General features: G+C 68.9%; 23 protein-coding genes. 12 read left to right on the plus strand and 11 right to left on the minus strand.

The window, feature by feature from the left end:
- Positions 1-91: 91 nt before the first annotated feature.
- The 4 genes from ACPWT1_RS10920 (at position 92) to ACPWT1_RS10935 (ending at position 4,358) form a co-directional block, all read left to right on the plus strand.
- A complete protein-coding gene (locus ACPWT1_RS10920) occupies positions 92-316 on the plus strand; it encodes an exodeoxyribonuclease VII small subunit (protein WP_427915384.1) in 225 nt (74 codons plus the stop codon).
- Complete coding sequence (locus ACPWT1_RS10925) at positions 301-1,206, plus strand: polyprenyl synthetase family protein (RefSeq protein WP_427915385.1); 906 nt, start codon at positions 301-303, stop codon at positions 1,204-1,206. The genes ACPWT1_RS10920 and ACPWT1_RS10925 overlap by 16 nt, the downstream gene beginning before the upstream one ends.
- Positions 1,207-1,217: 11 nt before the next feature.
- Positions 1,218-3,122 (plus strand): 1-deoxy-D-xylulose-5-phosphate synthase, encoded by a 1,905-nt coding sequence (dxs, locus tag ACPWT1_RS10930; protein WP_427915386.1) that lies wholly within the window; start codon positions 1,218-1,220, stop codon positions 3,120-3,122.
- A 156-nt stretch (positions 3,123-3,278) separates the two neighbouring features.
- On the plus strand, positions 3,279-4,358 hold the full coding sequence (locus tag ACPWT1_RS10935) for a TRAP transporter substrate-binding protein (RefSeq protein WP_427915387.1): 1,080 nt from the start codon (positions 3,279-3,281) through the stop codon (positions 4,356-4,358).
- Positions 4,359-4,425: 67 nt separating this feature from the next.
- Here ACPWT1_RS10935 and ACPWT1_RS10940 read toward each other — a convergent pair whose 3' ends face one another.
- The 5 genes from ACPWT1_RS10940 to ACPWT1_RS10960 all read right to left on the minus strand — a co-directional run bounded on the left by ACPWT1_RS10940 (position 4,426) and on the right by ACPWT1_RS10960 (position 10,361).
- Positions 4,426-5,007 (minus strand): c-type cytochrome, encoded by a 582-nt coding sequence (locus ACPWT1_RS10940; protein ID WP_427915388.1) that lies wholly within the window; start codon positions 5,005-5,007, stop codon positions 4,426-4,428.
- Positions 4,997-6,232 (minus strand): PQQ-dependent sugar dehydrogenase, encoded by a 1,236-nt coding sequence (locus ACPWT1_RS10945; RefSeq protein WP_427915389.1) that lies wholly within the window; start codon positions 6,230-6,232, stop codon positions 4,997-4,999. Before ACPWT1_RS10945 ends, ACPWT1_RS10940 begins: the two co-directional genes overlap by 11 nt.
- A gap of 202 nt (positions 6,233-6,434) precedes the next feature.
- Positions 6,435-7,511 carry a hypothetical protein gene (locus ACPWT1_RS10950; RefSeq protein ID WP_427915390.1) on the minus strand — a complete coding sequence of 359 codons (1,077 nt, stop codon included), beginning with the start codon at positions 7,509-7,511 and terminating at the stop codon, positions 6,435-6,437.
- Positions 7,512-7,561: 50 nt separating this feature from the next.
- Positions 7,562-9,337, minus strand: coding sequence for a glyoxylate carboligase (gcl, locus tag ACPWT1_RS10955; RefSeq protein ID WP_427915391.1), 1,776 nt, complete (start codon positions 9,335-9,337; stop codon positions 7,562-7,564).
- 109 nt (positions 9,338-9,446) lie between these two features.
- Entirely contained in the window at positions 9,447-10,361 is a 915-nt protein-coding gene (locus tag ACPWT1_RS10960) for a LysR family transcriptional regulator (protein ID WP_427915392.1), read from the minus strand.
- Positions 10,362-10,524: 163 nt separating this feature from the next.
- Between ACPWT1_RS10960 and sucC the strand changes: the two genes are divergently transcribed.
- From sucC to ACPWT1_RS10985, 5 genes are all read left to right on the plus strand, one after another.
- On the plus strand, positions 10,525-11,691 hold the full coding sequence (gene sucC, locus ACPWT1_RS10965; protein ID WP_427915393.1) for an ADP-forming succinate--CoA ligase subunit beta: 1,167 nt from the start codon (positions 10,525-10,527) through the stop codon (positions 11,689-11,691).
- A gap of 18 nt (positions 11,692-11,709) precedes the next feature.
- Positions 11,710-12,606 carry a succinate--CoA ligase subunit alpha gene (sucD, locus tag ACPWT1_RS10970; protein ID WP_427915394.1) on the plus strand — a complete coding sequence of 299 codons (897 nt, stop codon included), beginning with the start codon at positions 11,710-11,712 and terminating at the stop codon, positions 12,604-12,606.
- A gap of 179 nt (positions 12,607-12,785) precedes the next feature.
- The gene (locus ACPWT1_RS10975; RefSeq protein WP_427915395.1) at positions 12,786-13,865 is read left to right on the plus strand and encodes a TRAP transporter substrate-binding protein; all 1,080 of its coding nucleotides are present in this window, start codon (positions 12,786-12,788) and stop codon (positions 13,863-13,865) included.
- Positions 13,866-13,943: 78 nt separating this feature from the next.
- Positions 13,944-15,026 (plus strand): TRAP transporter substrate-binding protein, encoded by a 1,083-nt coding sequence (locus ACPWT1_RS10980; RefSeq protein WP_427915396.1) that lies wholly within the window; start codon positions 13,944-13,946, stop codon positions 15,024-15,026.
- A gap of 5 nt (positions 15,027-15,031) precedes the next feature.
- The gene (locus ACPWT1_RS10985) at positions 15,032-15,253 is read left to right on the plus strand and encodes a hypothetical protein (protein WP_427915397.1); all 222 of its coding nucleotides are present in this window, start codon (positions 15,032-15,034) and stop codon (positions 15,251-15,253) included.
- Between the two features lie 117 nt (positions 15,254-15,370).
- Here the strand turns inward: ACPWT1_RS10985 and ACPWT1_RS10990 are convergent, their stop codons facing one another.
- Positions 15,371-17,176 carry a TRAP transporter large permease gene (locus tag ACPWT1_RS10990; RefSeq protein WP_427915398.1) on the minus strand — a complete coding sequence of 602 codons (1,806 nt, stop codon included), beginning with the start codon at positions 17,174-17,176 and terminating at the stop codon, positions 15,371-15,373.
- Between the two features lie 24 nt (positions 17,177-17,200).
- Positions 17,201-17,797 carry a TRAP transporter small permease subunit gene (locus tag ACPWT1_RS10995; protein ID WP_427915399.1) on the minus strand — a complete coding sequence of 199 codons (597 nt, stop codon included), beginning with the start codon at positions 17,795-17,797 and terminating at the stop codon, positions 17,201-17,203.
- 220 nt (positions 17,798-18,017) lie between these two features.
- Here ACPWT1_RS10995 and ACPWT1_RS11000 point away from each other — a divergent pair, with 220 nt between their 5' ends.
- The gene (locus tag ACPWT1_RS11000) at positions 18,018-19,280 is read left to right on the plus strand and encodes an SUMF1/EgtB/PvdO family nonheme iron enzyme (RefSeq protein ID WP_427915400.1); all 1,263 of its coding nucleotides are present in this window, start codon (positions 18,018-18,020) and stop codon (positions 19,278-19,280) included.
- 121 nt (positions 19,281-19,401) lie between these two features.
- A complete protein-coding gene (locus ACPWT1_RS11005) occupies positions 19,402-20,418 on the plus strand; it encodes a Ku protein (protein ID WP_427915401.1) in 1,017 nt (338 codons plus the stop codon).
- Between the two features lie 9 nt (positions 20,419-20,427).
- Here the strand turns inward: ACPWT1_RS11005 and ACPWT1_RS11010 are convergent, their stop codons facing one another.
- Complete coding sequence (locus tag ACPWT1_RS11010; protein ID WP_427915402.1) at positions 20,428-21,534, minus strand: substrate-binding domain-containing protein; 1,107 nt, start codon at positions 21,532-21,534, stop codon at positions 20,428-20,430.
- 84 nt (positions 21,535-21,618) lie between these two features.
- Between ACPWT1_RS11010 and ACPWT1_RS11015 the strand changes: the two genes are divergently transcribed.
- Positions 21,619-22,440 (plus strand): substrate-binding domain-containing protein, encoded by an 822-nt coding sequence (locus tag ACPWT1_RS11015; protein WP_427915403.1) that lies wholly within the window; start codon positions 21,619-21,621, stop codon positions 22,438-22,440.
- Positions 22,441-22,443: 3 nt separating this feature from the next.
- Here the strand turns inward: ACPWT1_RS11015 and modC are convergent, their stop codons facing one another.
- The 3 genes from modC to modA are packed head-to-tail and all read right to left on the minus strand — an operon-like array spanning position 22,444 to position 24,955.
- Complete coding sequence (modC, locus tag ACPWT1_RS11020) at positions 22,444-23,529, minus strand: molybdenum ABC transporter ATP-binding protein (protein WP_427915404.1); 1,086 nt, start codon at positions 23,527-23,529, stop codon at positions 22,444-22,446.
- A complete protein-coding gene (gene modB / locus ACPWT1_RS11025; protein WP_427915405.1) occupies positions 23,526-24,212 on the minus strand; it encodes a molybdate ABC transporter permease subunit in 687 nt (228 codons plus the stop codon). The genes modC and modB overlap by 4 nt, the downstream gene beginning before the upstream one ends.
- Positions 24,212-24,955: a molybdate ABC transporter substrate-binding protein gene (modA, locus tag ACPWT1_RS11030; protein WP_427915406.1), complete on the minus strand. Its 744-nt coding sequence runs from the start codon at positions 24,953-24,955 to the stop codon at positions 24,212-24,214. The genes modB and modA overlap by 1 nt, the downstream gene beginning before the upstream one ends.
- Positions 24,956-24,990 lie beyond the last annotated feature (35 nt).

Below are 24,990 nucleotides of genomic sequence, written 5' to 3' on the forward strand. Positions count from 1 at the left end.
GACGTGGGCGCTGGAGGGGACGCGGATTGTACCCCCCGCCTCTGCGGGCGCGGGGCCGCCTTAAAATCGCTGTTTTGCCCCTTCGCGCCCGATGTCCACAGATCCCCAGCCACCCACCAACTACGAGGCGGCGCTCGCAGAACTCGAACAGCTGGTGCAGGTGATCGAATCGGGCCAGCTGCCGCTCGAGCAGCTGCTGTCGGGCTACAAGCGCGGCGCCGAGCTGCTCGCGTTCTGCCGCGGCAAGCTCGATGCCGTCGAGCACCAGATCAAGCTGCTGGACGAGGGCACGCTCAAGCCGTGGACGCCGCAGTGACCGGTGGCTTCGACCTGCGCCGCTGGGGCGACGAGCGCCTGGCGCGCGTGGAGTCCGCGCTGTCGGACTGGGTGGTGGCCGAAGCGCCAGCGGGCCTGGGCGACGCGATGCGCTATGCCGTGCTCGATGGCGGCAAGCGGTTGCGGCCGCTGCTGGTGCTCGCTGCGAGCGAAGCGGTCGGGGGCAATGCACTCGCGGCGTTGCGCGCGGCCTGCGCCGTCGAGCTGATCCACGCCTACTCGCTGGTGCACGACGACATGCCCTGCATGGACAACGACGTGCTCCGGCGCGGCAAGCCCACCGTGCACGTGCAGTACGGCCAGGCGCGCGCGCTGCTGGCCGGCGATGCGCTGCAGGCCCTCGCGTTCGAATTGCTGGCGCCCGACGACGAGCGCATCCCGGCCGCGATCCAGGCGCGCCTGTGCCGCCTGCTCGCGCGCGCCGCGGGCCACGAAGGCATGGCGGGCGGCCAGGCGATCGACCTCGCCAGCGTGGGCCTCGCACTCACCGAGGACCAGCTGCGCCACATGCACCGCCTGAAGACCGGTGCGCTGCTCCAGGGCAGCGTGATGATGGGCGCGGCTTGCGGACAGCCGAACGCGACCGCGCTCGACGCGCTGTCGCACTACGGCGCGGCACTTGGCCTGGCCTTCCAGGTCGTCGACGACATCCTCGACGTGACAGCCGACTCGGCAACGCTCGGCAAGACCGCCGGCAAGGACGCCGACAACGACAAGCCGACCTACGTCTCGCTGATGGGTCTGGAGCGCTCGCGCGCCCATGCCCGCGACCTGCTCGCCGAGTCGCTCGCGGCGCTCGACGCCAGCGGGCTGCCCGACACCCGCGCACTGCGGGCCCTCGCGACCATGGTCGTCGAGCGCGACAATTGAGGCCGTCCACCATGGCATTGCTCGAAACCATCGAATCCCCCGCCGACCTGCGCCGCCTGCCGCGCGCGCAGCTGTCGCAGCTGGCCGAGGAACTGCGCGCCTACGTGCTCGACAGCGTGTCGCGCACCGGCGGCCACCTCAGCTCCAACCTGGGCACGGTGGAACTCACCATCGCGCTGCACTACGTCTACAACACGCCGCACGACCGGCTGGTGTGGGACGTGGGCCACCAGACCTATCCGCACAAGATCCTCACCGGCCGGCGCGACCGCATGGGCACGCTGCGCCAGCTGGGCGGCCTCTCCGGCTTCCCGCGCCGCGACGAAAGCGAGTTCGACACCTTCGGCACCGCACATTCGTCCACCAGCATCTCCGCCGCGCTGGGCATGGCGGTGGCTTCGCAGCGCAAGGGCGAGGACCGCAAGGCCGTGGCCATCATCGGCGACGGCGCGATGACGGCTGGCATGGCCTTCGAGGCCCTGAACAACGCCGGCGTCGCCGAGGCCGACCTGCTGGTGATCCTGAACGACAACGACATGTCGATCAGCCCGCCGGTGGGCGCGCTGAACCGCTACCTGGCGCAGCTGATGTCGGGCCAGTTCTATGCGGCGGCCAAGAACGTCGGCAAGAACGTGCTGAAGGTGGCGCCGCCGCTCTTCGAGCTGGCCAAGCGCTTCGAGGAACATGCCAAGGGCATGGTGGTGCCCGCCACGCTGTTCGAGAAGTTCGGCTTCAACTACATCGGGCCCATCGACGGCCACGACCTCGAATCGCTGGTGCCCACGCTGGAGAACATCCGGCACCTGAAGGGCCCCCAGTTCCTGCACGTGGTGACGAAGAAGGGGCAGGGCTACAAGCTCGCCGAGGCCGACCCGGTCGCGTACCACGGGCCCGGCAAGTTCGATCCCGCCGTGGGCCTTGTGAAGCCCGCCACGCCGCCGAAGACGACGTTCACGCAGGTGTTCGGCCACTGGCTGTGCGACATGGCTGCGCAGGACCAGCGGCTGGTGGGCATCACGCCCGCGATGCGCGAAGGGTCGGGCCTGGTGGAGTTCGAGCAGCGCTTCCCGGACCGCTACTTCGACGTCGGCATCGCCGAGCAGCACGCGGTGACCTTCGCGGCGGGCCTGGCCTGCGAGGGCATGAAGCCGGTCGTGGCGATCTACTCGACCTTCCTGCAGCGCGCCTACGACCAGTTGATCCACGACGTGGCGCTGCAGAACCTGCCTGTGGTGTTCGCGCTCGACCGCGCCGGCCTGGTGGGCGCCGACGGTGCCACGCATGCGGGCGCCTACGACATCGCGTACCTGCGCTGCATTCCCAACGTCAGCATCGCGTGCCCGGCCGACGAGAACGAGTGCCGCAAGCTGCTCACCACCGCCTTCGAGCAGGACCATCCGGTGGCGGTGCGCTATCCGCGCGGTGCAGGCGTGGGCGCGGTGGTCGAGCCCGGGCTCCAGGCGCTGCCCTTCGGCAAGGGCGAGGTGCGCCGCGAGCGCACCGGTGCCGAGGGCAGTGCGCCCAAGGGCATCGCCATCCTCGCCTTCGGCACGCTGCTGCACCCGGCGCTGCAGGCGGCCGAGCGGCTCGATGCCACGGTCGTCAACATGCGCTGGGCCAAGCCGCTGGATACCGCGCTGCTGCTGGAGGTCGCCCGCACGCACGAAGCGCTGGTGACGGTGGAAGAGGGCTGCGTGCCCGGTGGTGCCGGCAGCGCGGTCGGCGAGGCGCTCCAGGCGGCTGGCGTCCTGAAGCCCGTGCTGCACCTGGGCCTGCCCGACACCTTCATCGAGCATGGCGATCCGGCCAAGCTGCTCTCGCTGCAGGGGCTGGATGCCGCGGGCATCGAGCAGTCCGTGCGCGAGCGCTTCGGCGCGCTGGTGGCACGGGCGCCCAGCCTCAAGGTCGTGGGCTGACGTCCACCTGCAGGCGCGCGAGGCTTCGCGCCCCTGCTGGCACCGCGGGGTTGTTCGGAAGGGAAAACCCCAGCGGACCCCCACGGGCCAGTCCCGAGAATGCGGAGGCAAACTTTCTGCTGCCTTCGCGCGGCTTCACTCGTGACTGGAGATTCCATGGACCGTCGTTCCCTGATCAAGAAGGCCGGCATCGCGAGCGTGCTGGCCAGCGGCATCGCGCCGGCCGTGCATGCGCAGGCCGCCATCCGCTGGCGCCTGGCCTCGAGCTTCCCGAAGTCGCTCGACACCATCTACGGCGGCGCCGAGACCTTCGCCAACGCCGTCAAGGCGATGTCGGGCGGCAAGTTCGAGATCTCCACCCATGCCGCCGGCGAGCTGATGCCGGCCTTCGGCGTGGTCGACGGCGTGCAGCAGGGCACGATCGAGTGCGCGCACACGGCGCCCTATTACTTCTTCGGCAAGGACGAATGCTTCGCCCTCGGCTGCGCGATTCCCTTCGGCCTGAACAGCCGCCAGATGTCGGCGTGGATGTTCGAGGGCAACGGCCTGAAGCTGATGCGCGAGTTCTACGCCAAGTACAACATCATCAACTTCCCGGCCGGCAACACCGGCGCCCAGATGGGCGGCTGGTTCCGCAAGGAAGTGAAGTCGCTCGCCGACATGAAGGGCCTGAAGTTCCGCATCGGGGGCTTCGGGGGGCGGGTGATCGAGCGCATCGGCGGCGTGCCGCAGAACATCCCGGGCGGCGAGATCTACCAGGCGCTGGAGAAGGGCACCATCGATGCCGCCGAATGGGTGGGCCCGTACGACGACCTGAAGCTCGGGTTCTCCAAGATCGCGCCGAACTACTACTACCCCGGCTGGTGGGAGGGCGGTCCCGAGCTGGATGTGTTCATCAACCAGAAGGCCTACGACGGCCTGTCGGCGGAGAACAAGGCGATCGTGCAGGCGGCCGCGTCGCAGGCCCACGTCGTCATGCAGTCCCGCTACGACGCCGTGAACCCCGGGGCACTGAAGCAGCTGGTGGGCGCGGGCACCAAGCTGCGGCCCTTCCCGGCGGACATGATGAACGCGTCGTTCAAGGCGGCGATGGACCTCTACAGCGAGCTCAACGCGAAGAACCCGAGCTGGAAGAAGATCTACGCCGACTTCTCGAAATTCCGGGCCGAGCAGAACCTGTGGTTCCGCTTCACCGAGGCGACGTTCGACCGCTTCATGCAGGCCCAGAAGCTCTGACAGAGTTGCTCTCGCCAATGGAAAAGGGGCCGCGGATGCGGCCCCTTTTCGTCACGCGGTCACCGGGTCATTCCAGCGCCGACAGGTACTGCGCCAGCACGTCGATGTCCGGCTCGCCCAGCGGCTGCGCGGCAGCCGTCATGTTGCCGTCCATGTCGAAGCGCGTGCCCGCCTTGAATCCACGCAGCTGGGTGCGCAGGTAATCGGCCTGCTGGCCGGCGAGCCGCGGAATGTGCTGCTGGCCTTTCAGGGCCGCGCCGTGGCAGGCCACGCAGTTGAACTTCTCCGTCAGTGCCTTGCCGGACGCCATCACGTCGTCAGCCGGCTTCTTCGCCGGTGCCTCGCGCTGCTGCGTGGAGAAGAACTTGCCGAGCGCACTGATGTCGGCATTGGCCAACGTGGCCGCGATCGGCGACATCTGCTCGTTGACCCGGCGCTTCTCGCGGAACATCACCAGCTGCGTGCTGATGAACTGCGCCGGCTGCCCGGCGAGCGCGGGCACGGCTGGGTTCTGCGAGTTGCCGTTCGGTCCATGGCAGGCCACGCACAGTTGCGGGTCCGCGGCGGCATGGGCCGCGGCGGCGGTGAGGACGCCCACGGCCAGGCCGAGGGCGATGCGCAGCGCGGAGAACCGCGCCTTACTTCGCATAGCTGACGCGATAGACCACGCCGTTGTAGTCGTCCGAGACCAGCATCGAGCCGTCGCGCAGCACCAGCACGTCGACCGGGCGGCCCCACATCGGGGGATCGGCCTTCGGGTCCTCGAGGAAGCCTTCGAGGAACGGCACCATCTTCACGCCACCCTTGCCGTCCTGCACCACGCGCACGACGCTGTAGCCCTGCTTGTTCGAGCGGTTCCAGGACCCGTGCAGGGCGATGAACATGTTGTCGCGGTACTCGGCCGGGAACATGGTGCCCGTGTAGAACTTCATGCCGAGCGGTGCCACGTGCCCGCCCAGCTTCAGGGCCGGCTTGTCGAAGTCCGCGCACGAGCGCGACTTGCCGAATTCGGGGTCGGCCACGTCGCCCTGGTGGCAGTACGGATAGCCGAAGTTCATGCCCTTGCGGGTGAGATGGTGCAGCGTGTCGTTGGGCGTGTCGTCGTCCACCCAGTCGCGGCCATGGTTGGTGAACCACAGGTCCTTCGTCTTCGGATCGAACGCCATCCCCACCGAGTTGCGCACGCCGTGCGCCACGGTCTCGACCTTGCCGGTCGCCGGATCCACGCGGTTCACCGTGGCCTGGTAGTAGGCCGGCATCACGATGTTGCCGGGTGCGCCGACGTTGTAGTACAGCTTGCCGTCGGGACCGAGCGCGAGGTACTTCCAGAAGTGGCCGGCCTGCTTCTCGGGATCGAGGTTGTCGACCACCACCTTGGCGGCCGGCGGGTTGTCCAGATGGTCCTCGATGCCGTCGTAGCGCGTGATGCGGTTGCGCTCGCCCACGAACAGCGTCCCCTTGCTGAAGGCCACGCCGTTGGGCGAGTTCAGGCCGCTCAGCACCTTCTTCACCTCGCGCTTGCCGTTGCGGTCGACGACCGCGTAGACGTCCGAGAGATTGCGGTTGCTGACGAACACGGTGCCCTTGTCGCCAAGTGCCAGCGACCGAGCCTCCGGAATTCCGTCGGCCCAGACCTCCACCTTGAATCCGGCCGGCACCTTCAGCTTGTCGATCGGCAATTCGCTGGCAGGACGGCCCGTGAGGATGGGCGCGATCGGGTGCAGGGTGGACTTGTCCTGCGCGGCCGAGCGGCCCTGCTGCCACGAAGGCGCCGCGGCGGGCGGCGCCGCCTGCGCACCGGGCGGGGCGAGTGCCGGTTCGGACTTCTGCACCTGCGCCGCCGGCGGCTGCTGGGCATGGACGGTCGCTGCCATCAGCAGGCCGAGGATCAATGCAGTGGACCTGGCGCCGCAGGTCGGGCGCGTGCAGGCGGGAAGCACTCGGTGTGCCATTAGCTGGTCTCCCTCTCGCTCATGAAGTTGGTGTGCGCCGTTGCGAGCATCGGCGCTGCGCATCATGAGCCCCAGACCAGCCCGATCGTGTGGGGGAATGCCCTGTGTCCCGCGGGCGGGCGTGCTATGGATGGGTTTGCAGCACCGGCTCGCGCACGTCCTGCCGCACCGCCGCCGCACGGTTGCCCCGCAGGCGCGCGTCCACCGTGGCAACGATGCCCCGGCAGTCGTCGTGCACCACGTGCAGCTGGGTGGCGATCGCGTGCACCAGCTGGTCGACGCGCTCGATGTGCATCGCCCCCTCGGACAAGGCACGGGCGGCGGACGACGGCTTCTGCAGCGATGCGGCCGCTTGCGCGTACTTGTCGAACGGGACCAGGTCCTCGGGACTGGCACCCAGGCGGCAGCACAGGTCCATCGCCCACTCGTAGACGGCGCGGGAGCGGTCGAGGTCCCGGTGCACCGCCCGCCGGATCGACACCATGCCCTCCGGCTCGACGCAGCGGTAGTTGCCGGTGACCAGCATCGGCCACTTCGCGAGCGGCACGAACGGCGAGTCGTGGACCTTCAGCTTCACCGGCACATCCGGGTGCCGCTCGATGTCGGCTGCGAGGCGACGCAGCAGGGCCGTGGCTGCTGCGTCCTCGAATGTCGCCGCCTTGAAGTTGGTCGGCAGGCCGACCACCAGCACGTTCTTGCCCTCGCCGGCCGGCCGGAACGCCTGCGGGTCGGGGCTGGCCAGCGTCACGAGCGCCGGATCGAAATCGTCCCATGCGTCGGGCGCCGCGTAGCAGCCGGCGAGCAGGTCGAGGTCCAGGCCGGGGAGACGTCGCAGGAAGGGCGGCGGAGGCATGTTCATCAAGGCCAGGCACGGCACGCGCGCCGCCGCGATGCGCTGCATGAGGCCGCGCACCGCGGGGTCGGCGTACTGCGCCTCCTGCATCGCCAGCACGGCCATGTCATGGCCCCGCGGCTCGACGTCGTCGGGCACGGCGGCGTCGATGTAGCCGGGAAGCTCCCGCGAGTGCACCTGCAGCGTGCCGGGCGCTTCCTTCCGCGGGAACCGCACGATCGTGCCTTCGCGGTTGATCAGGTCGGCCGTGGCACTGCTGCAGACCAGGCGGACCCGGTGGCCCGCCATCGCCAGCTTGGTCGCGAGCAGCGACCCGTACGAGGCGCCGAGGATGAGGATGTTGGACATGCTGACTCCAGGAGTGAAGGAAACGGTGGGGCGCCGGAGGCTGGTCGCGGCTACGCCGTCGCCGTCGCGGTCGCGGGTGCCATCAAGGGCTCGAACTCGTTGATCGCGTCGATCTCGGCGCCCATCGAGATGTTGGTGACGCGCTCCAGGATCACCTCGATCACGACCGGCACCTGGTGCTCGGCCATCCACGAGCGGGCCTGCACGATCGCGGGCGCGAGGTCCTCGGGCCGTTGCACGCGCAGCGCCTTGCATCCCAGGCCCTCGACCACCTTCACGTGGTCCACGCCGTAGCCGCGCGCGGGCTCGTCCGCCGGCATGTTCACGTTGTCGAACGCGAGCTGCACGCAGTAGTCCATCGCGAAGCCGCGCTGCGACTGCCGGATCAGTCCCAGGTAGCTGTTGTTGACGACGATGTGCAGGTAGGGCAGCTGGAACTGCGCGCCCACCGCGAGTTCCTCGAGCAGGAACTGGAAGTCGTAGTCGCCGGAAATCGCGACGATGGTCCGCTGCGGATCGGCCGCGCGCACGCCCAGCGCGGCGGGCGCGGTCCAGCCGAGCGGGACCGCCTGGCCGCAGTTGATCCACTGCCGCGGCCCGTACACGTGCAGGAACTGCGCGGCGGCGATCTGCGACAGGCCGATGGAGGAGACGTAGGTCACGTCGCGGCCGAACGCCTCGTTCATCGCCTGGTACACGCGCTGCGGCTTGATCGGCACCTGGGCGAAGTCGCTGCGGCGCGCATGCGCAGGGTCGTGCTTGCGGGCGGCGCATTCGCCGGCCCAGCCCGACCAGTCGGGCAGGCGGCCCGCTGCCTTCCATTCGCGCGCAACGTCCACGAACAGCGACAGCGCGGCCTTCGCATCCGACACGATGCCCAGGTCGGGCGCGAACACGCGGCCGATCTGCGTGGGCTCGATGTCCACGTGCACGAAGCGGCGGCCGCGGCAATACACCTCCGGCGACCCGGTGTGGCGATTCGCCCAGCGGTTGCCGATGCCCAGCACGAGATCGGACGCGAGCAGCGTCGCGTTGCCATAGGGATGGCTGGTCTGCAGGCCGCACATGCCAGCCATCAGCGCGTGGTCGTCCGGGATGGCGCCCCAGCCCATGAGCGTCGGGATGACGGGGATGCCGGCCGCCTCGGCGAAGGCGACGAGCTCGTCGCAGCCGTCGGCGTTGATGATGCCGCCACCCGCCACGATCAGCGGCCGCTCGGCGGTGCACAGCATCTGCATGGCCTGCTCCACCTGCCGGCGCGTCGCGGCGGGCCTGTAGACCGGCAGCGGCTCGTAGGTGTCGATGTCGAACTCGATCTCGGCCTGCTGCACGTCGATCGGCAGGTCGATGAGGACGGGACCGGGACGGCCCGAGCGCATGAGGTGGAAGGCCTGCTGGAAGACGCGCGGCACCTGCGCCGGCTCCATCACGGTCACCGCCATCTTGGTCACCGGCTTGGCGATCGCCGCGATGTCGACGGCCTGGAAGTCCTCCTTGTGCAGCTTCGCGCGCGGCGCCTGGCCCGTGATGCAGAGGATCGGGATCGAGTCCGCGCTCGCGGCGTAGAGCCCCGTGATCATGTCGGTGCCCGCCGGCCCCGAGGTGCCGATGCACACGCCGATGTTGCCGGTGCGCGCCCGGGTGTAGCCCTCGGCCATGTGCGAGGCGCCCTCGACGTGCCTGGCCAGCACGTGCGCGATGGTGGCGCGTTCGCGCAGCTGCGCATACAGCGGGTTGATGGCCGCGCCCGGAACTCCGAACGCCTGCGTCACACCTTCACGTTCCATCACGAGGACCGCCGCCATCGCGGCTTTCATCTTGGGCATCGCATCACTCCTTGTCGATGCGGGCCATTGTTCTGGCGGGAGGTGCGGCAGCGGAAGCCGTGCGCGGACGATAAGAGCTATTCGCGCGTGGAATGGGGATGGCGGGGCCTCAGCGGCCTGGCAGTTGCTCCCACCATTGCGCCTCGAAGCGGCCGCACAGGAATCCGATGAAGGCCTGCACCTTGGCGGGCACCAGCTTGGGCGAGGGATACACCGCGTGGATCTCCTGCTCGGGCAGGCTGCAGCCCGGCAGCACGGGCGTGACGGCGCCCGAGGCGATGGAGTCGGCGGCCACGTACCAGGGCAGGGCCGCGATGCCCAGGTCCGCACGTGCAGCGGCCAGCACCGCGGACAGATTGTTCGAGCGCAACCTGCCGCTCACGCGCACGGTCGCGACGTCCCCGCCCGGTGAACGCACGCGCCACACGTCGTTGCCCTGCACGGTGCTGTAGATCAGGGCCGAGTGCGATGCCAGGTCCTCGGCACGGACTGGCGTGCCGTTGCTGCGCAGGTAGGCGTTCGATGCGACGAGCAGCCAGGGGTTGGCGCCGAGGAAGCGCGCCCCGAGGCTCGAGTCCGCCAGCTTGCCCAGCCGCACGGCGACGTCGATGCCCTGCGCGACGAGATCGGTGTAGCGGTCCTCGAACACGAGATCCACCTGCACGTTCGGATGTTCGCGGATGAACTCCAGGGCCAGCGGCACGAGCACGCGGCGCCCGAACGCCACCGAGCTGCCGATGCGCAGCAGGCCGTGCGCGCGATCCTGCTGCAGCCGCACGACGGCGTCGGCTTCCTCCGACTCGCGCAGGATCGTCTTGCACTTGTCGTAGAACAGCGCGCCCGCCTCGGTGAGGCTGGCGCCGCGCGTGTTGCGGTTGAGCAGCCGCCCGGCCAGGCGTGCCTCGAGCAGCGCGACAAGCTTGGTCGCCGTGGACTGGGTGATGGAGAAGTCGCGCGCGGCCGCAGAGAAGCTCCCTGTTTCCACCACGCGGACGAAGACTTCCATGGCATGCAGGCGATCCATCCGGGCGCTCCTCGAACTATTCGCGATCACAGTTTGACACGCGAAAGAGCATTGGCTTTCGCTTATGGCTTGGCCAGCAAGATTGAATGCTTCGCGCAGCGACGGCGGGCTACAGTCGCTGTCCGCCGCGGCTCGCGCGGTCCCTCAGCAACCACATCCATTCATGAAGATCCACGAGTACCAAGGCAAGGAGATCTTGCGCAGCTTCGGCGTGCCGGTGCCGCGCGGCATCCCGGCGTTCACCGTGCAGGAAGCGGTCGAGGCCGCGCAGAAGCTGGGCGGCCCTGTGTGGGTGGTCAAGGCGCAGATCCACGCCGGTGGCCGCGGCAAGGGCGGTGGCGTGAAGGTAGCCAAGTCCATCGATGACGTGAAGAAGCTCGCCGGCCAGATCCTGGGCATGCAGCTGAAGACCCACCAGACCGGCCCCGAAGGCCAGAAGGTGCGGCGCCTGTACATCGAGGACGGCGCGGACATCCAGAAGGAGTACTACCTGTCGGTGGTGACCGACCGCGCCACGCAGAAGGTGGCGTTCATTGCCTCCAGCGAGGGCGGCATGGACATCGAGGAAGTGGCGCACAGCCATCCGGACAAGATCGTCAAGGTGTTTGTCGACCCGCTCACCGGCCTGACCGATGCGCAGGGCCAGGAACTGGCCAAGGGCGTCGGGATGCCCGCGGACTCGCAGGCGCAGTTCGTGGACGTGTGCCGCAAGCTGTACAAGTGCTACATGGACACCGATGCGTCGCTGGTGGAGATCAATCCGCTCAATCGCGACAGCAAGGGCAACGTCATCGCGCTGGACGCCAAGTTCAACTTCGACTCCAACGCGCTGTTCCGCCATCCGGACATCGTGGCGCTGCGCGACCTCGATGAAGAGGACCCGGCCGAGATCGAGGCATCGAAGTTCGACCTGGCCTACATCTCGCTGGACGGCAACATCGGCTGCCTGGTGAACGGCGCGGGCCTGGCGATGGCCACCATGGACACCATCAAGCTGTTCGGCGCCGAGCCGGCCAACTTCCTGGACGTGGGTGGCGGCGCCACCCCGGAGAAGGTGACCGAGGCCTTCAAGATCATGCTGAAGAACCCCAAGGTCAAGGCGATCCTGGTGAACATCTTCGGCGGCATCATGCGCTGCGACACCATTGCCACGGGCGTGATCACGGCGTGCAAGGCGGTGAACCTGAAGGTGCCGCTGGTGGTGCGCATGAAGGGCACCAACGAGGAGTTGGGCAAGAAGATGCTGGCCGACTCGGGCCTGCCGATCATCAGCGCGGACACGATGGCCGAAGCGGCCCAGAAGGTCGTGGCCGCCGTCAAGAAGGCCTGAAGCCGGGGAATCACTGACATGTCGATCTACATCAACAAGGACACCCGGGTCATCACCCAGGGCATCACGGGCAAGACCGGCCAGTTCCACACCGAGAAGTGCCAGGAGTACGCCAACGGCAAGAACTGCTTCGTGGCCGGCGTGAACCCGAAGAAGGCGGGCGAGTCGATCTTCAACATCCCGATCTACGCTTCGGTGAAGGAAGCGGCCAAGCAGACCGGTGCGACTGTCTCCGTGATCTACGTGCCGCCAGCCGGTGCCGCGGCCGCGATCTGGGAAGCGGTGGAGGCCGACCTGGACCTGGCCATCTGCATCACCGAAGGCATCCCGGTGCGCGACATGCTGGAAGTGCGCAACAGGATGAAGCAGAAGGAAGCCAAGGGCGGCAAGAAGACGCTGCTGCTGGGGCCCAACTGCCCGGGGCTGATCACGCCCGACGAAATCAAGATCGGCATCATGCCGGGCCACATCCACCGCAAGGGCCGCATCGGCGTGGTCTCGCGCTCGGGCACGCTGACCTATGAAGCGGTAGCGCAGCTCACCGAGATCGGCCTGGGGCAATCCACGGCCGTGGGCATCGGCGGCGACCCGATCAACGGCCTGAAGCACATCGACGTGATGAAAGCCTTCAACGACGATCCGGACACCGACGCCGTGATCATGATCGGGGAGATCGGCGGCCCGGACGAAGCCGATGCGGCGCGCTGGTGCAAGGCCAACATGAAGAAGCCGGTGGTGGGCTTCATCGCCGGCGTGACGGCGCCTCCCGGCAAGCGCATGGGCCATGCCGGCGCGCTGATCTCCGGCGGCGCCGACACCGCCGATGCCAAGCTCGCCGTGATGGAGGAGTGCGGCTTCAAGGTCACGCGCAATCCGTCCGAGATGGGCAAGCTGCTCAAGCAGCTGGTCTCCTGAGGCTCGTGCGCAGGCCGGGGCAGCGCGCCGGATGGCACGCTGCCCCGGCCTCTGTCATCTGGGGAATGCCCTGTGTCCTTCCGTCAGTGACCTGCAAGCGTCGAAACAGGCCCGGTCCGCATGATGCGGCGGCCCCCATCGGGCCAAGACGAACCACCGACAAGCACAAGGAGTCCGACATGGATCGCCGTTCCCTCATCAAGCACGCCGGCATCGCGGGCGTGCTGGCAGCCGGCGCGGCGCCGGCCGTGCATGCACAGGCCGCCGTTCGCTGGCGCATCGCGTCGAGCTTTCCCAAGTCGCTCGACACCATCTACGGCGGCGCCGAGGTGTTCGCCCAGAAGGTGAAGGCGCTTTCGGGCGGCAAGTTCGAGGTTTCGGTGCATGCGGCCGGCGAACTGATGCCGGCGTTCGGCGTGGTGGACGGCGTGCAGAACGGCACGGTCGAAGCCGCGCACACGGCGCCGTACTACTTCTTCGGCAAGGACGAGACCTTCGCCATCGGCGGCGCGATCCCCTTCGGCCTGAACAGCCGCCAGATGAGCGCGTGGACCTTCGACGGCAACGGCCTGAAGCTGATGCGCGAGTTTTACGCCAAGTACAACATCATCAGCTTCCCCTGCGGCAACACCGGTGCGCAGATGGGCGGCTGGTTCCGCAAGGAGATCAAGAGCGTCGCCGACCTGAAGGGCCTGAAGTTCCGCATCGGCGGCTTCGCGGGCAAGGTGCTCGAGCGCCTGGGCGGCGTGCCGCAGAACATCCCCGGCGGCGAGATCTACCAGGCGCTGGAGAAGGGCACCATCGATGCGGCCGAATGGATCGGGCCGTACGACGACCAGAAGCTGGGCTTCAACAAGGTCGCCCCGTTCTACTACTACCCCGGCTGGTGGGAAGGCGGCCTGCAGCTGGACCTGTACATCAACCAGAAGGCCTACGACGCCCTCAACGCCGAACAGAAGGCGATCGTCGAGACGGCCAGCGCCTACGCGCACGTCGAGATGCAGGCCAAGTACGACGTGAAGAACCCGCAGGCGCTCAAGCAGCTGGTGGGCGCGGGCGCCAAGCTGCGCCCGTTCCCGGCCGACCTCATGGCGCAGTCGTTCAAGGAATCGATGAAGCTGTACGACGAGCTGAGCGCCAAGAACGAGAACTGGAAGAAGGTCTACGCGGACTACTCGAAGTTCCGCGCCGACCAGAACCTGTGGTTCCGCTTCACCGAGGCGACCTTCGACCGCTTCATGCAAAGCCAGAAGCTGTAAGTCCACGCTTCCCAGAGACAAACGCCGCACTTGTTGCGGCGTTTATCATCGCCGCCTCAAGAACAGGAGTACACATCCATGGACCGCCGTTCCCTCATCAAGCACGCAGGCCTCAGCGGGGTGCTCGCAGCCGGCATCGCGCCCGCCGTGCACGCCCAGGCCGCCGTGCGCTGGCGCCTCGCCTCCAGCTTTCCCAAGTCGCTGGACACCATCTTCGGCAGCGCCGAGAAGTTCGCCGCCACGGTGAAGGCGCTCTCGGGCGGGAAGTTCGACGTCTCGGTGCACGCCGCCGGCGAACTGATGCCGGCCTTCGGTGTCGTCGACGCGCTGCAGAACGGCACGCTGGAGATGGCGCAGACGGCGCCGTACTACTTCACCGGCAAGGACCCGATCTTCGCCTTCGGCTGTGCCGTGCCGTTCGGCCTCACCGCGCGCCAGATGGACTCGTGGATGGAGCACGGCAACGGCCGCAAGCTGATGGACGCGTTCTACGCCAAGTACAACATGCGCAGCTTCAGCGCGGGCAACACCGGCACCCAGATGGGCGGCTGGTACCGCAAGGAGATCAAGACGGTCGCCGACCTGAAGGGCCTGAAGATGCGCATGGGCGGTGGCCTGTTCGGCGAGGCGATGGCCAAGCTGGGCGTGGTGGCGCAGAACATGCCCGCGGGCGAGGTGTACCAGGCCCTGGAGAAGGGCACGCTGGACGCCACCGAGTTCGTCGGTCCCTACGACGACGAGAAGCTCGGCTTCAACAAGGTCGCCCCGTACTACTACTACCCGGGCTGGTGGGAAGGCGGCGCCGAGCTGGAGTTCTTCATCAACACCAAGGCGTTCGACGCGCTGTCGGCGGAGAACAAGGCGATCGTGGAAGCTGCGACCCAGGTGGCCGCGCGCGACATGACGGCCAAGTACGACGCGCTGAACCCGATCGCCCTGAAGCGCCTCGTGGGCGCGAAGACGCAGCTCAAGCCGTTCACCAAGGACGTGATGGACGCCGGCTTCAAGGCCTCGATGGAAGTCTTCGCCGAGCACGAGGCCAAGTCGGCCGACTTCAAGAAGATCCACCAGGACATGCGCGCCTTCCAGCGCGACCAGCTGCTGTGGACCCGCTTCTCGGAGTACCGCTTCGACAGCTACATGACGTCGGTGAAGGTCTGAGGTCGATGCGGCCCACCATCCTGGCCATCGGCATGGCCAGCCTGCTGCTAGTCGCGTGCGCGGCCGATCCCGCCGCCGGCGAGCGCGCGGCCATCCGCGACGAGGGCTACATCCCCACCGGCAGCCGCATCCCGCGCCACGACCCGAAGCCGTCGGACATCCCGGCGGTCAGCAACGGCCAGCTCGGCACGATCGTGCGTGGCACGGGCGCTGCGCAACCGCGGTGATCCGCGTGCGCCTGCGGCGCAACGCATGACGCAAGGGCGGCTTCGGCCGCCCTTTTGCATGGCGCCGAGCCCATGAAAAAGGCCTCCCGAGGGAGGCCCTTGCATCGCCCGCAGGCATCACTTCTTGTTGAACAGCTCGTCGATCTTCTTCTGGTCGTCCTCGGGCGCGGGCTGCGCTTCCGGGGTCGGCATCTGCACGTCGCCGGACGCTGCGCCCGACGGCGCGGGCGCGGGCGTGGTGGGCGCCGCGCCGCCGCCGGACATGTCGGGCGTGCCGAAGTTCTCCTCCGTCGGCATCTCGATCTTGACCTTGTCCAGGTCGATCTTCTCTTCCTTGTCGCGCGACACGATGCCGGGGAACGCGATGATCAGTCCCACCATCAGCACCTGGATGATCACGAACGGCACCGCGCCCCAGTAGATCTGCATCGTGGTGACGGGCGCGACGGTCTTGCGCGTGATCTTGTCCAGGTACTCGCGCACCGGCGCCACGCTGCGCAGGTAGAACAGCGCGAAGCCGAACGGCGGGTGCATGAAAGAGGTCTGCATGTTCACGCCCAGCAGCACGCCGAACCAGATCAGGTCGATGCCCAGCTTCTCGGCCACGGGGCCGATCAGCGGCACGACGATGAACGACAGCTCGAAGAAGTCGAGGAAGAAGGCCAGGAAGAAGATCAGCAGGTTGACCACGATCAGGAAGCCGAGCTGGCCGCCCGGCAGGCTGGTCAACAGGTGCTCCACCCAGCGCGGGCCGTCCACGCCCTGGAAGGTGAGGCTGAACATCGTCGAGCCCACCAGGATGAAGACCACGAAGCAGGAGAGCTTGGTGGTGGTGTTCAGGCCCTGCTTCAGCAGCGAGAAGCTCAGGCGCCCGCGCGCCATCGCCATGATGATGGCGCCCAGCGCGCCCATCGCGCCGCCCTCGGTCGGGGTGGCGATGCCCAGGAAGATGGTGCCCAGCACCAGGAAGATCAGCAGCAGCGGCGGGATCAGCACGAACGTCACCCGTTCCGCGATGCGCGAGAGCAGCCCGAGGCGCGTGGCCTTGTTCACCAGCGCCGCCACGAAGGCCAGGATCACGCCAGCTGCCATGGAGACCACGATGGTCTCGTCGGTCGCGACCGGAGTCACGGTGGCGCTGTTGTTCCACCAGGCCGCGACGCGGTCGTAGTTCTCGCCCAGCACCACGGCGGCAGCGACGCTGATGACGGTGAGCGCCAGCAGCGAAGGCAGGCCGGTGCTGCCGTCGTCCTCGCGGATCGAGCGTGCCTCGAGCGGCAGCGCCGGCGCCATCCGGGGCTTGAAGATCGCGCAGCCCACGACGTACAGGATGTAGATGCCGGTGAGCAGGAAGCCGGGGATGAACGCACCCTTGTACATGTCGCCGACGCTGCGGCCCAGCTGGTCGGCCAGCACGATCAGCACCAGCGACGGCGGGATGATCTGCGCCAGGGTGCCCGACGCCGCGATCACGCCGGATGCGAGCCGCCGGTCATAGCCGTAGCGCAGCATGATGGGCAGCGAGATCAGGCCCATGGAGATCACCGAGGCGGCGACCACGCCCGTCGTGGCGGCCAGCAGGGCGCCCACCAGGATCACCGCGATGGCCAGGCCGCCGCGCAGCGGGCCGAACAGCTGGCCGATGGTGTCCAGCAGGTCCTCGGCCATCCCGCTTCGCTCCAGGATCAGTCCCATGAGCGTGAAGAACGGGATCGCCAGCAGGGTGTCGTTCTGCATGATCCCGTAGATGCGCAGCGGCAGCGCCTGCAGCAGCGACTCGGGCAGGATGCCCAGCTCGATGCCGACGAAGCCGAAGAACAGGCCGCAGGCCCCGAGGCTGAACGCCACGGGGAAGCCGAGCAGCAGGAAGACGATCAGCCCCAGGAACATGATCGGGGCCAGGTTTTGTGCAATGAATCCCATCGTGACTCCTCGTGCCTGGCCGGATCAGGCCTTGCCCTCTTGTTCGGCCAGCCGCCGGATCTCCTCCGCCAGTTCCTCCTCGGCCGATTTCTCGCCCTTCTTGGCCGTCGGGTCCTCGATCAGGCCCATGCCGAAGGCGATGCGCTTGATCAACTCCGAGATGCCCTGCAGCGTCAGCAGCGCGAAACCCAGCGGCATCATCAGGTACACCGGCCAGCGGATCAGGCCGCCGGCGTTGGACGACATCTCGCCCGAGTAGAAGCCCTGCAGGAAGAACGGCACCCCGAACCAGAGCGCGACCAGGCACATCGGCAGCAGGAACACCGCGAAGCCGAACACGTCGATCCAGTTCTGGGTCTTGCGCGAGAGCCGCGAATAGACCACGTCGATCTTCACGTGCTCGCCATTGAGCAGCGTGTAGCCGGCGGCCAGCAGGAACGCCGCCGCGAACAGGTACCACTGCACCTCGAGGTAGGCGTTGGAGCTGGTGTTGAACACCTTGCGCACCACGGCGTTGACGCCGCTGATGACGGTGGACGCGAGGATCAGCCAGATCACCCAGCGCCCGACCAGGGCCGAAAGCCAGTCGATCGCCCGCGACAATTTCAGCAATGCCTGCATGCTGTCTCCGAATCAAAGTGGGAAGGACTCGCGGCGCGAAGACCCGATCCCCTCGGACGAGATTGCGCGCACTTTCGTTGTAGTGGGAAATTCTGCGCTGAACTCGAGGGCAACGCTGACGTCTTCTTGACCAACGATCTCCGTGTTATCCCTCTAGGAAAGCCGGGGCGACGTCGAAGCGGCAGGCGATGCCCCCGGCGCGGGGCGCGAATAATGCGCCATGGTCCCCAGCCACGCGATCGCCGCGCCTGCCCATCTCTCGCCCGCCGTGCGCAGCGCCTCCGCCGACGTCCTGTCGCTCGCGCTCATGGACTCGCGCAACCAGACGCTTGCCTTGCTGGTGCGCTGGCGCGACGCGCAGGAGGCGGCCGGCGTGCAGGTGCCCTGCGAGCCCGGCTTCGAGTTGCCGCAGTGGATCGCCGGCCACATCGCCTGGTTCGCCGACTGGTGGATCGGTCGCAATCCGCGCCGCGGGCTCGGTCGCAACTGCCCGCCCGACGCGCCGCGGCTGCCGCCCTCGCAGCCGATGGAGGACCGCTGGTACCACCCGCTGCAGGCACCGCATGCAAGCCGCTGGGACATGCCGCTGCCGTCGGTGGACGAGGTGCGGGGCTATTTGCTCGAGACCCTGGAGCGCACGCTGGACGTGCTGGAACATGCCGCGCCGGACGACGACGGCCTGTACTTCTTCCGCGCCGCGCTGTTCCACGAGGACCTGCGTGCCGAGCAGCTGCTGCGGCAGGCGCAGTCGCTCGGCCTGCGTGTCGGCCCGCCGCTGCCGGCGGCGGGCGTGCCGCGCGAGCCGCTGCAACTGCCCGCCACGCGCTGGGTGCTGGGCGAGGTCGAGGGCGGCTTCGCCTTCGACGTCGAACGCGGGCGCCACGAGGAATCGGTGCCGGAGTTCGAGATCGATGCGCAGCCCGTGAGCTGGGGCCAGTTCGTCGAGTTCGTCGACGACGACGGCTACGACCGCCCCGAGCTGTGGCATCCGCAGGGCTGGGCCTGGCTCACCGCGCTGGGCGAGGGCGAAGGACGCCGCGGGCCGCGCCACGTGGACCAGATCGGCGTGGGCAGCGGCGCGGTGATGCAGACGGTGTTCGGGCGGCCCACGCGCATGGCTTCGCACCAGCCCGTGATGCATGCCAGCTGGTGGGAGGCCGACGCCTGGTGCCGCTGGGCCGGCCGGCGGCTCGCCACCGAAGTCGAGTGGGAGATCGCGGCCACGCGTGCCGCCAGCCGCGGCTTCCGCTGGGGCGAGGTGAACGAGTGGACGGCCGGCACGCTGCGGCCCTGGCCCGGCTTCACGCCGGACCCGTGGACAAGGCACGGCGAGTTCGAGGCCGAGCCCTTCTTCGGCCGCGCGCGCGTGCTGCGCGGCGCGTCGTTCGCCACGCGCTCGCGGCTGGGCTGGGCGACGCGGCGCGGCTTCGCGCTGCCGGACCACGACGACGCCTTCACCGGCTTTCGCAGCTGCGCCAGCTGAGCGGCGAGAGACCCGGCCGTTTCCTACAGCGGCCGCATCCGGCTGCGCCTATGGTGGCCGTCATGAGACGCCGGGCCGCTCCCAAGTCGAATGCCGCAGTGCGAAGCACGGAGGCTGCCGAATGACTGCCCCTGCCAGCACCCGGGCGGTGTGGAAAGGTGCGATCAGCTTCGGGCTGGTGCACATCCCCGTCGTCCTCTACAGCGCGACCGCCGAGACGCGGCCGAAGTTCAACCTCATCGACCCGACGACCATGAGTCCGGTCGGCAACAAGCAGGTGAGCAAGACCACCGGCGAAGCCGTGCAGCGCGACGAGCTGGTCAAGGGCATCCAGGTCGAGGAAGGCCAGTACGTGGTGCTGTCCAAGGAGGACATCCGCAACGCGCTGCCCAAGTCGACGCAGACGATCGAGATCGAAGCCTTCGTCGATGCCGCCGAGATCCCGGCCACCTTCTTCAGCAAGCCCTACCACGTGGCGCCCGGCGCGCGCGGGCTCAAGCCGTTCGCGCTGCTGCGCGACGTGCTGCAGCGCACCGGCAAGATCGGCGTGGCGAAGATCGTGATCTCGACCAAGCAGCACCTCGCCGCGCTGATGCCTTCCGGCGGCGGGCTGGTGCTCGAGCTGATGCGCTGGTCCGACGAGGTGCGCGATGCGCCGTCCAGCACGATCGGCGACACGGGCGCCGCCGCGCCCAACGAGCGCGAACTCAAGATGGCCGAGCAGCTGGTCACCGACATGGCCGCGGCCTGGAGCCCGGACCTGTTCCACGACGAGTTCAAGGAGAAGCTGCAGCAGCTGGTGCAGGCCAAGGCCGCCGCCGGCGATGTGGCAACGCTGCAGCCGCTGCCCGGCGAGGAAGCGCCGGCGCCGAGTGCCGACGTGCTGGATCTCACCGAGCTGCTGCGGCGCAGCCTGCAGGGCAAGGCCGCACCGGCGCCCGCGGCTGCAGCCCCGGCGCCTGCCGCGCGCAGGTCCGCGGCCGCGAACGACGAGCCCGCCGCGGCGCCGCGCAAGAAGGCCGCCGAGCCCAAGGCACCCGCGAAGGCGCGCACCAGCGTGAAGGCCGCGGCCAGCACGGGCGCCGGCACCGGCAAGCCCGCCGCGGGCACACGCAAGCGCAAGGGTGAGCAGGCCTAGAGAGCGGGCTTACGTCGCGCGTTTGGGCGTGGCGGCGTAGCGCCACCACGGCAGCTGCTCGCGCAGGCTCAGGACCTCGCCGCTGTGCAGCGGCGCATAGCCCGGAAGGCGGCGCAGTTGCTCCTGCCAGTCGCTGCCCGCGAGCAACCCGCGCAGCGTGCGGGCGGGCGCCTCTTCCAGCACCGACTTCAGGCACACGAGGTAGTAGTCCTCCTCAAGCAGCGGCACGAAGTCGAGGCCACGGCCACGTGCGACCGCTTCGATCGCGAGTCCCGCATCCGCACTGCCCGAGGCCACGGCCTGCGCCACCGCGGCGTGCGAGGGTTCCTCGCGATCCCATCCGGCCACCTGCGCGGGCTGCAGCCCGGCCCGGTCCAGCAGGTCGTCGGCGAGCAGCCGTGTGCCGGTGCCACGTGCGCGATTGACGTAGCGCACGTTGCTGCGCGCGAGGTCGTCGAACGAGCGAAGCCGCAGCGGATTGCCGCGCGCCACGGCCAGTCCCTGGCTGCGCCGCGCGAAGCCGATGATCTTGTGCCGGCCCGGCTGCAGCAGCGGACGGTAGGTGCGTTCGGCCAGCGACCCGGGTGCGGGTTGCGGCGGCGTGTGGAAGCCCGCCACTGTGCAGCGGCCTGCGTTGAGCGACGCGATCGCATCGACGCTGCCCATGAAACGCACGTCCAGGTGCAGCCGCGCGTGGGTCGACGCGAAGGCGCGCAGGTTGGCCAGTGCGTCGTCATGGCTCGCATGCAGCGTGAGCACGTGCGCCCCGTCGTCGAACGCCACCCCGAACGCGCGCTCCAGGTCCGCATGCAAGGCCTCGATCTGCGGCGCGAGGCGTGCCTGGGCCTGGCGCTCGGCCCACAATAGCTTGTCGCCGAACTCGGTGAGCCTGGCGGGCTGCCCCTTGTCCCAGACGATCAGCGTGCGCCCGAGTTCGCCTTCCCAGCGTTTGAGCTCGCCCCACACGTGCCTGTAAGACCGCCCCAGTCCCTGGGCGGCAGCGGCGATCGAGCCGTGCTCGCGCACTGCCTGCAGCAGTTCGATCAGCGGGTTGTGGATCGTGCCCGGCGGTCCGGAGACGCCGCGCAGCGCGTACGACAGTTCGATGTTGCGCACGTGGCCGAGCATAGCGTTATGCACCTCGCCTCATAGGTTGAACAACGGATGGAGGTGCGGGCACGCGCTGCCTACGATCGGCGGATGACCACGTCCCTTTTCAGCCGCCGCGCATGGGCCGCCGCCTTGCTCGGCCTGGCTGCCGGCATGGCGCTGGCCCAGCCGACCACCACCATCACGATGGCGTCGACCACGTCCACCGAGCAGTCCGGCCTGTTCGGCCACCTGCTGCCTGCGTTCACCAAGGCCACCGGCATCGGTGTGAAGGTCGTCGCGGTCGGCACGGGGCAGGCGATCGACATGGCCCGGCGCGGCGATGCCGACGTGCTGTTCGTGCACGACCGTCCCGCGGAGGAGAAGTACGTCGCCGACGGCTTCGCGCCGCGCCGGTACGACGTCATGTACAACGACTTCGTGCTGGTCGGGCCCAGGTCGGATCCTGCCGCCGTGAAAGGCAAGGACATCGGCGTGGCGCTGCGCAAGATCGCGGCCACGAATGCGCCCTTCATCTCGCGCGGCGACAAGAGCGGCACCAGCGCCGCCGAACTGCGCGCCTGGAAGGACGCGGGCGTCCAGGCCAAGGGCAGCGGCTACCGCGAATGCGGCTGCGGCATGGGGCCGGACCTGAACATCGCCTCGTCCGGCAGCGCGTACACGCTCACCGACCGCGGCACCTGGCTCAGCTTCAGGAACCGCGGCGACCTCGCGATCCTGGTCGAGGGCGACAAGCGCCTGTTCAACCAGTACGGCGTGATGATCGTCAGCCCGCAGAAGCATCCGCACGTGAACGTCGCCGGCGCGCAGAAGTTCGTCGACTGGGTGATCTCACCCGAGGGACAGGCGACCATCGCGAGCTACCGCATCGACGGGCAGCAGCTGTTCTTCCCCAACGCCAACGCACACTGAGCGTCAGCGCACCAGCGCCGCCGACTTCACCTGCGCCCACACCGCGCAGCCCGGCACCAGTTCCAGCGCATCGGCGGCCCGCGCCGTGATGCGGGCCAGCAGGGCGCTGGCACCGCAGGCCAGCTGCACGTGCACTTGCGATGGATGCGAGGCCGCGTCGATGCGCTGCACCGCGCAGATCAGCATGTTCTGGATGCTCACGCCGCCCCCCGGGGCTTCCAGTGCCAGGCTGATGTCGCGCGCCAGCACCCGCACGCGCACCGGTGTGCCGAGCGCGAGTCCATCGTCGCGCAGCCAGAGCGAGCCGCCGTCGAACGCCACGCGCACGAGATGCCAGCGGGAATCGCGTTCCACGACCGTGGCGTGCAGCACCGCGCCGGCATCATCGTCCGCCGCCAGCGGCAGGTCGCCGCGCGCCAGCATCGACGCGAGCGGCCCTTGCGCCAGCACCCGGCCCTGGTCCATCAGCACCAGCGTGTCGGCCAGGCGAGCGGCCTCGTCGATCGCATGCGTCACGTAGAGCATGGGGATGCGCAGCCCGTCGCGCAGGTGTTCCAGCCACGGCAGCACCTCGCGCCGCCGGGCGGGGTCGAGCGAGGCCAGCGGCTCGTCGAGCAGCAGCAGCTCGGGCTGGGTGGCCAACGCGCGCGCGATGGCCACGCGCTGGCGTTCGCCGCCCGACAGATCCTGCGTGCTTCGGTCCAGGAGGTGGCCGATGCCGAGCAGCTCGATCACGGTGTCGAGCGCGATCGGCGTGCGGCCGGCGTGCGCGCGCTTCTGGGCGTAGCGCAGGTTGCCGCGCACGTCCAGGTGCGGAAACAGGCTCGCTTCCTGGAACACGTAGCCGACGGGACGTTGCCACGGCGCGAGGAACGCGCGGCCGGATGCGTCCTGCCACTGGTGCCCGCCGACGAGCACCTGTCCGCTCGCACGCTCGAGGCCCGCGACGCAGCGCAGCACCGTCGTCTTGCCCGAGCCGGAGGGCCCGAACAGCGCCGTGATGCCGTGGGCCGGGAACGCGATGTCGACGTCCAGACTGAACGTGCCGCGCTCGAGCGCCAGCTGCAGCCGGCCGGCCGTGTCGCTCACGGCGTGACCTGCGCGCCGCGGCGGCCGAACAGGGCCAGCGCGAGCAGCACCGCGAACGCGAACAGCACCATCCCGCCGGCCAGCGCATGTGCCTGTGCGTACTCCAGCGCTTCCACGTGGCCGTAGATCTGCGTCGAGACCACGCGTGTCGCGCCGGGGATGTTGCCGCCGATCATCAGCACCACGCCGAACTCGCCGACCGTGTGCGCGAAGCTGAGGATCGCGGCAGTGACGAAGCCCGGCCTTGCCAGTGGCACGGCGACCGTGAAGAAGGCATCGAGCGGCCTCGCGCGCAGCGTCGCCGCTGCTTCCATCGGACGACGGCCGACCGATGCGAACGCGTGCTGCAGCGGCTGCACGGCAAAGGGCAGTGAGTACAGCACCGAGGCCACCACGAGCCCGCCGAAGGTGAAGGGCAGCAGGCCGAGCCCGAGACCCTGCGTGAGCTGGCCGCCCCAGCCCTGCGGCCCGAACACCACCAGCAGGTAGAAGCCGAGCACGGTGGGTGGCAGCACCAGCGGCAGGGCGACCACCGCGCCGACGACCGCAGCGACGGCCGAGCGGGCACGCGCCAGCCACCACGCCAGCGGGGTTGCGAGCACGAGCAGCACGACGGTGGTGGTGGTCGCGAGGCGCAGCGTCAGCGCGATGGCCTGCAGGTCGTCGTTGGCGAGCGGCGGCATCACAGCCCGTAGCCCTGGCCGCGGATGATGGCCTGCGCCCGGCTTCCGCGCAGGTAGGCCAGCAGCGCCGTCGCGGCAGCGTTGTCCTTGCCCGTGACGAGCAACACCGCGTCCTGCCGGATCGGCGCATGCAGCGACTCGGGAACGAGCCACGCCGAGCCGCTGGCCATGCGGCCGTCCTCCATGACCTGCGACAGGGCGACGAAACCGAGCGGTGCATTGCCCGTGCTCACGAACTGCCAGGCCTGCGCGATGCTGTCGCCCTGCACGAGGCGCCGCTGCAGCGCCGTGAACACGCCCAGCTTCTGCATGGTCTCGACAGCCGCCGCGCCGTACGGGGCCAGCCTGGGATCGGCGATGGCGATGCGGCCGCTGCCAGGGCGCCGCAGCACCTCGCCCTTGTCGTCCACCAGGCCTGGCGTCGCGCTCCACAGCACCAGCTTGCCGGTTGCATAGGTGAAGCGTGAGCCCGCGACGGCGAGGCCTTCCTGTTCCAGCCGCGCCGGCGTGGCCTCGTCCGCCGCCAGCAGCACCTGGAAAGGCGCGCCGCTCTTCACCTGCGCGTAGAAGCGGCCGGTGGATCCGAACGACAGCACCGCCTTGTGGCCGGTGTCGTGCTCGAAGACCGCCGCGATCTTCTGCATCGGCGCCGTGAAGTTGGCGGCGACGGCCACGCTCACTTCGCCGGCGTGGGCGGCGCCGGCAAGCGCCAGCGTGATGAGGGAAGCAAGTAGTCGCCGCATGGGTCGCTATTCACCGATGGAATAGCGGCCAGTGT

This window comes from Ramlibacter sp. MMS24-I3-19 (assembly GCF_050320135.1).
Classification (GTDB): Bacteria; Pseudomonadota; Gammaproteobacteria; order Burkholderiales; family Burkholderiaceae_C; genus Ramlibacter.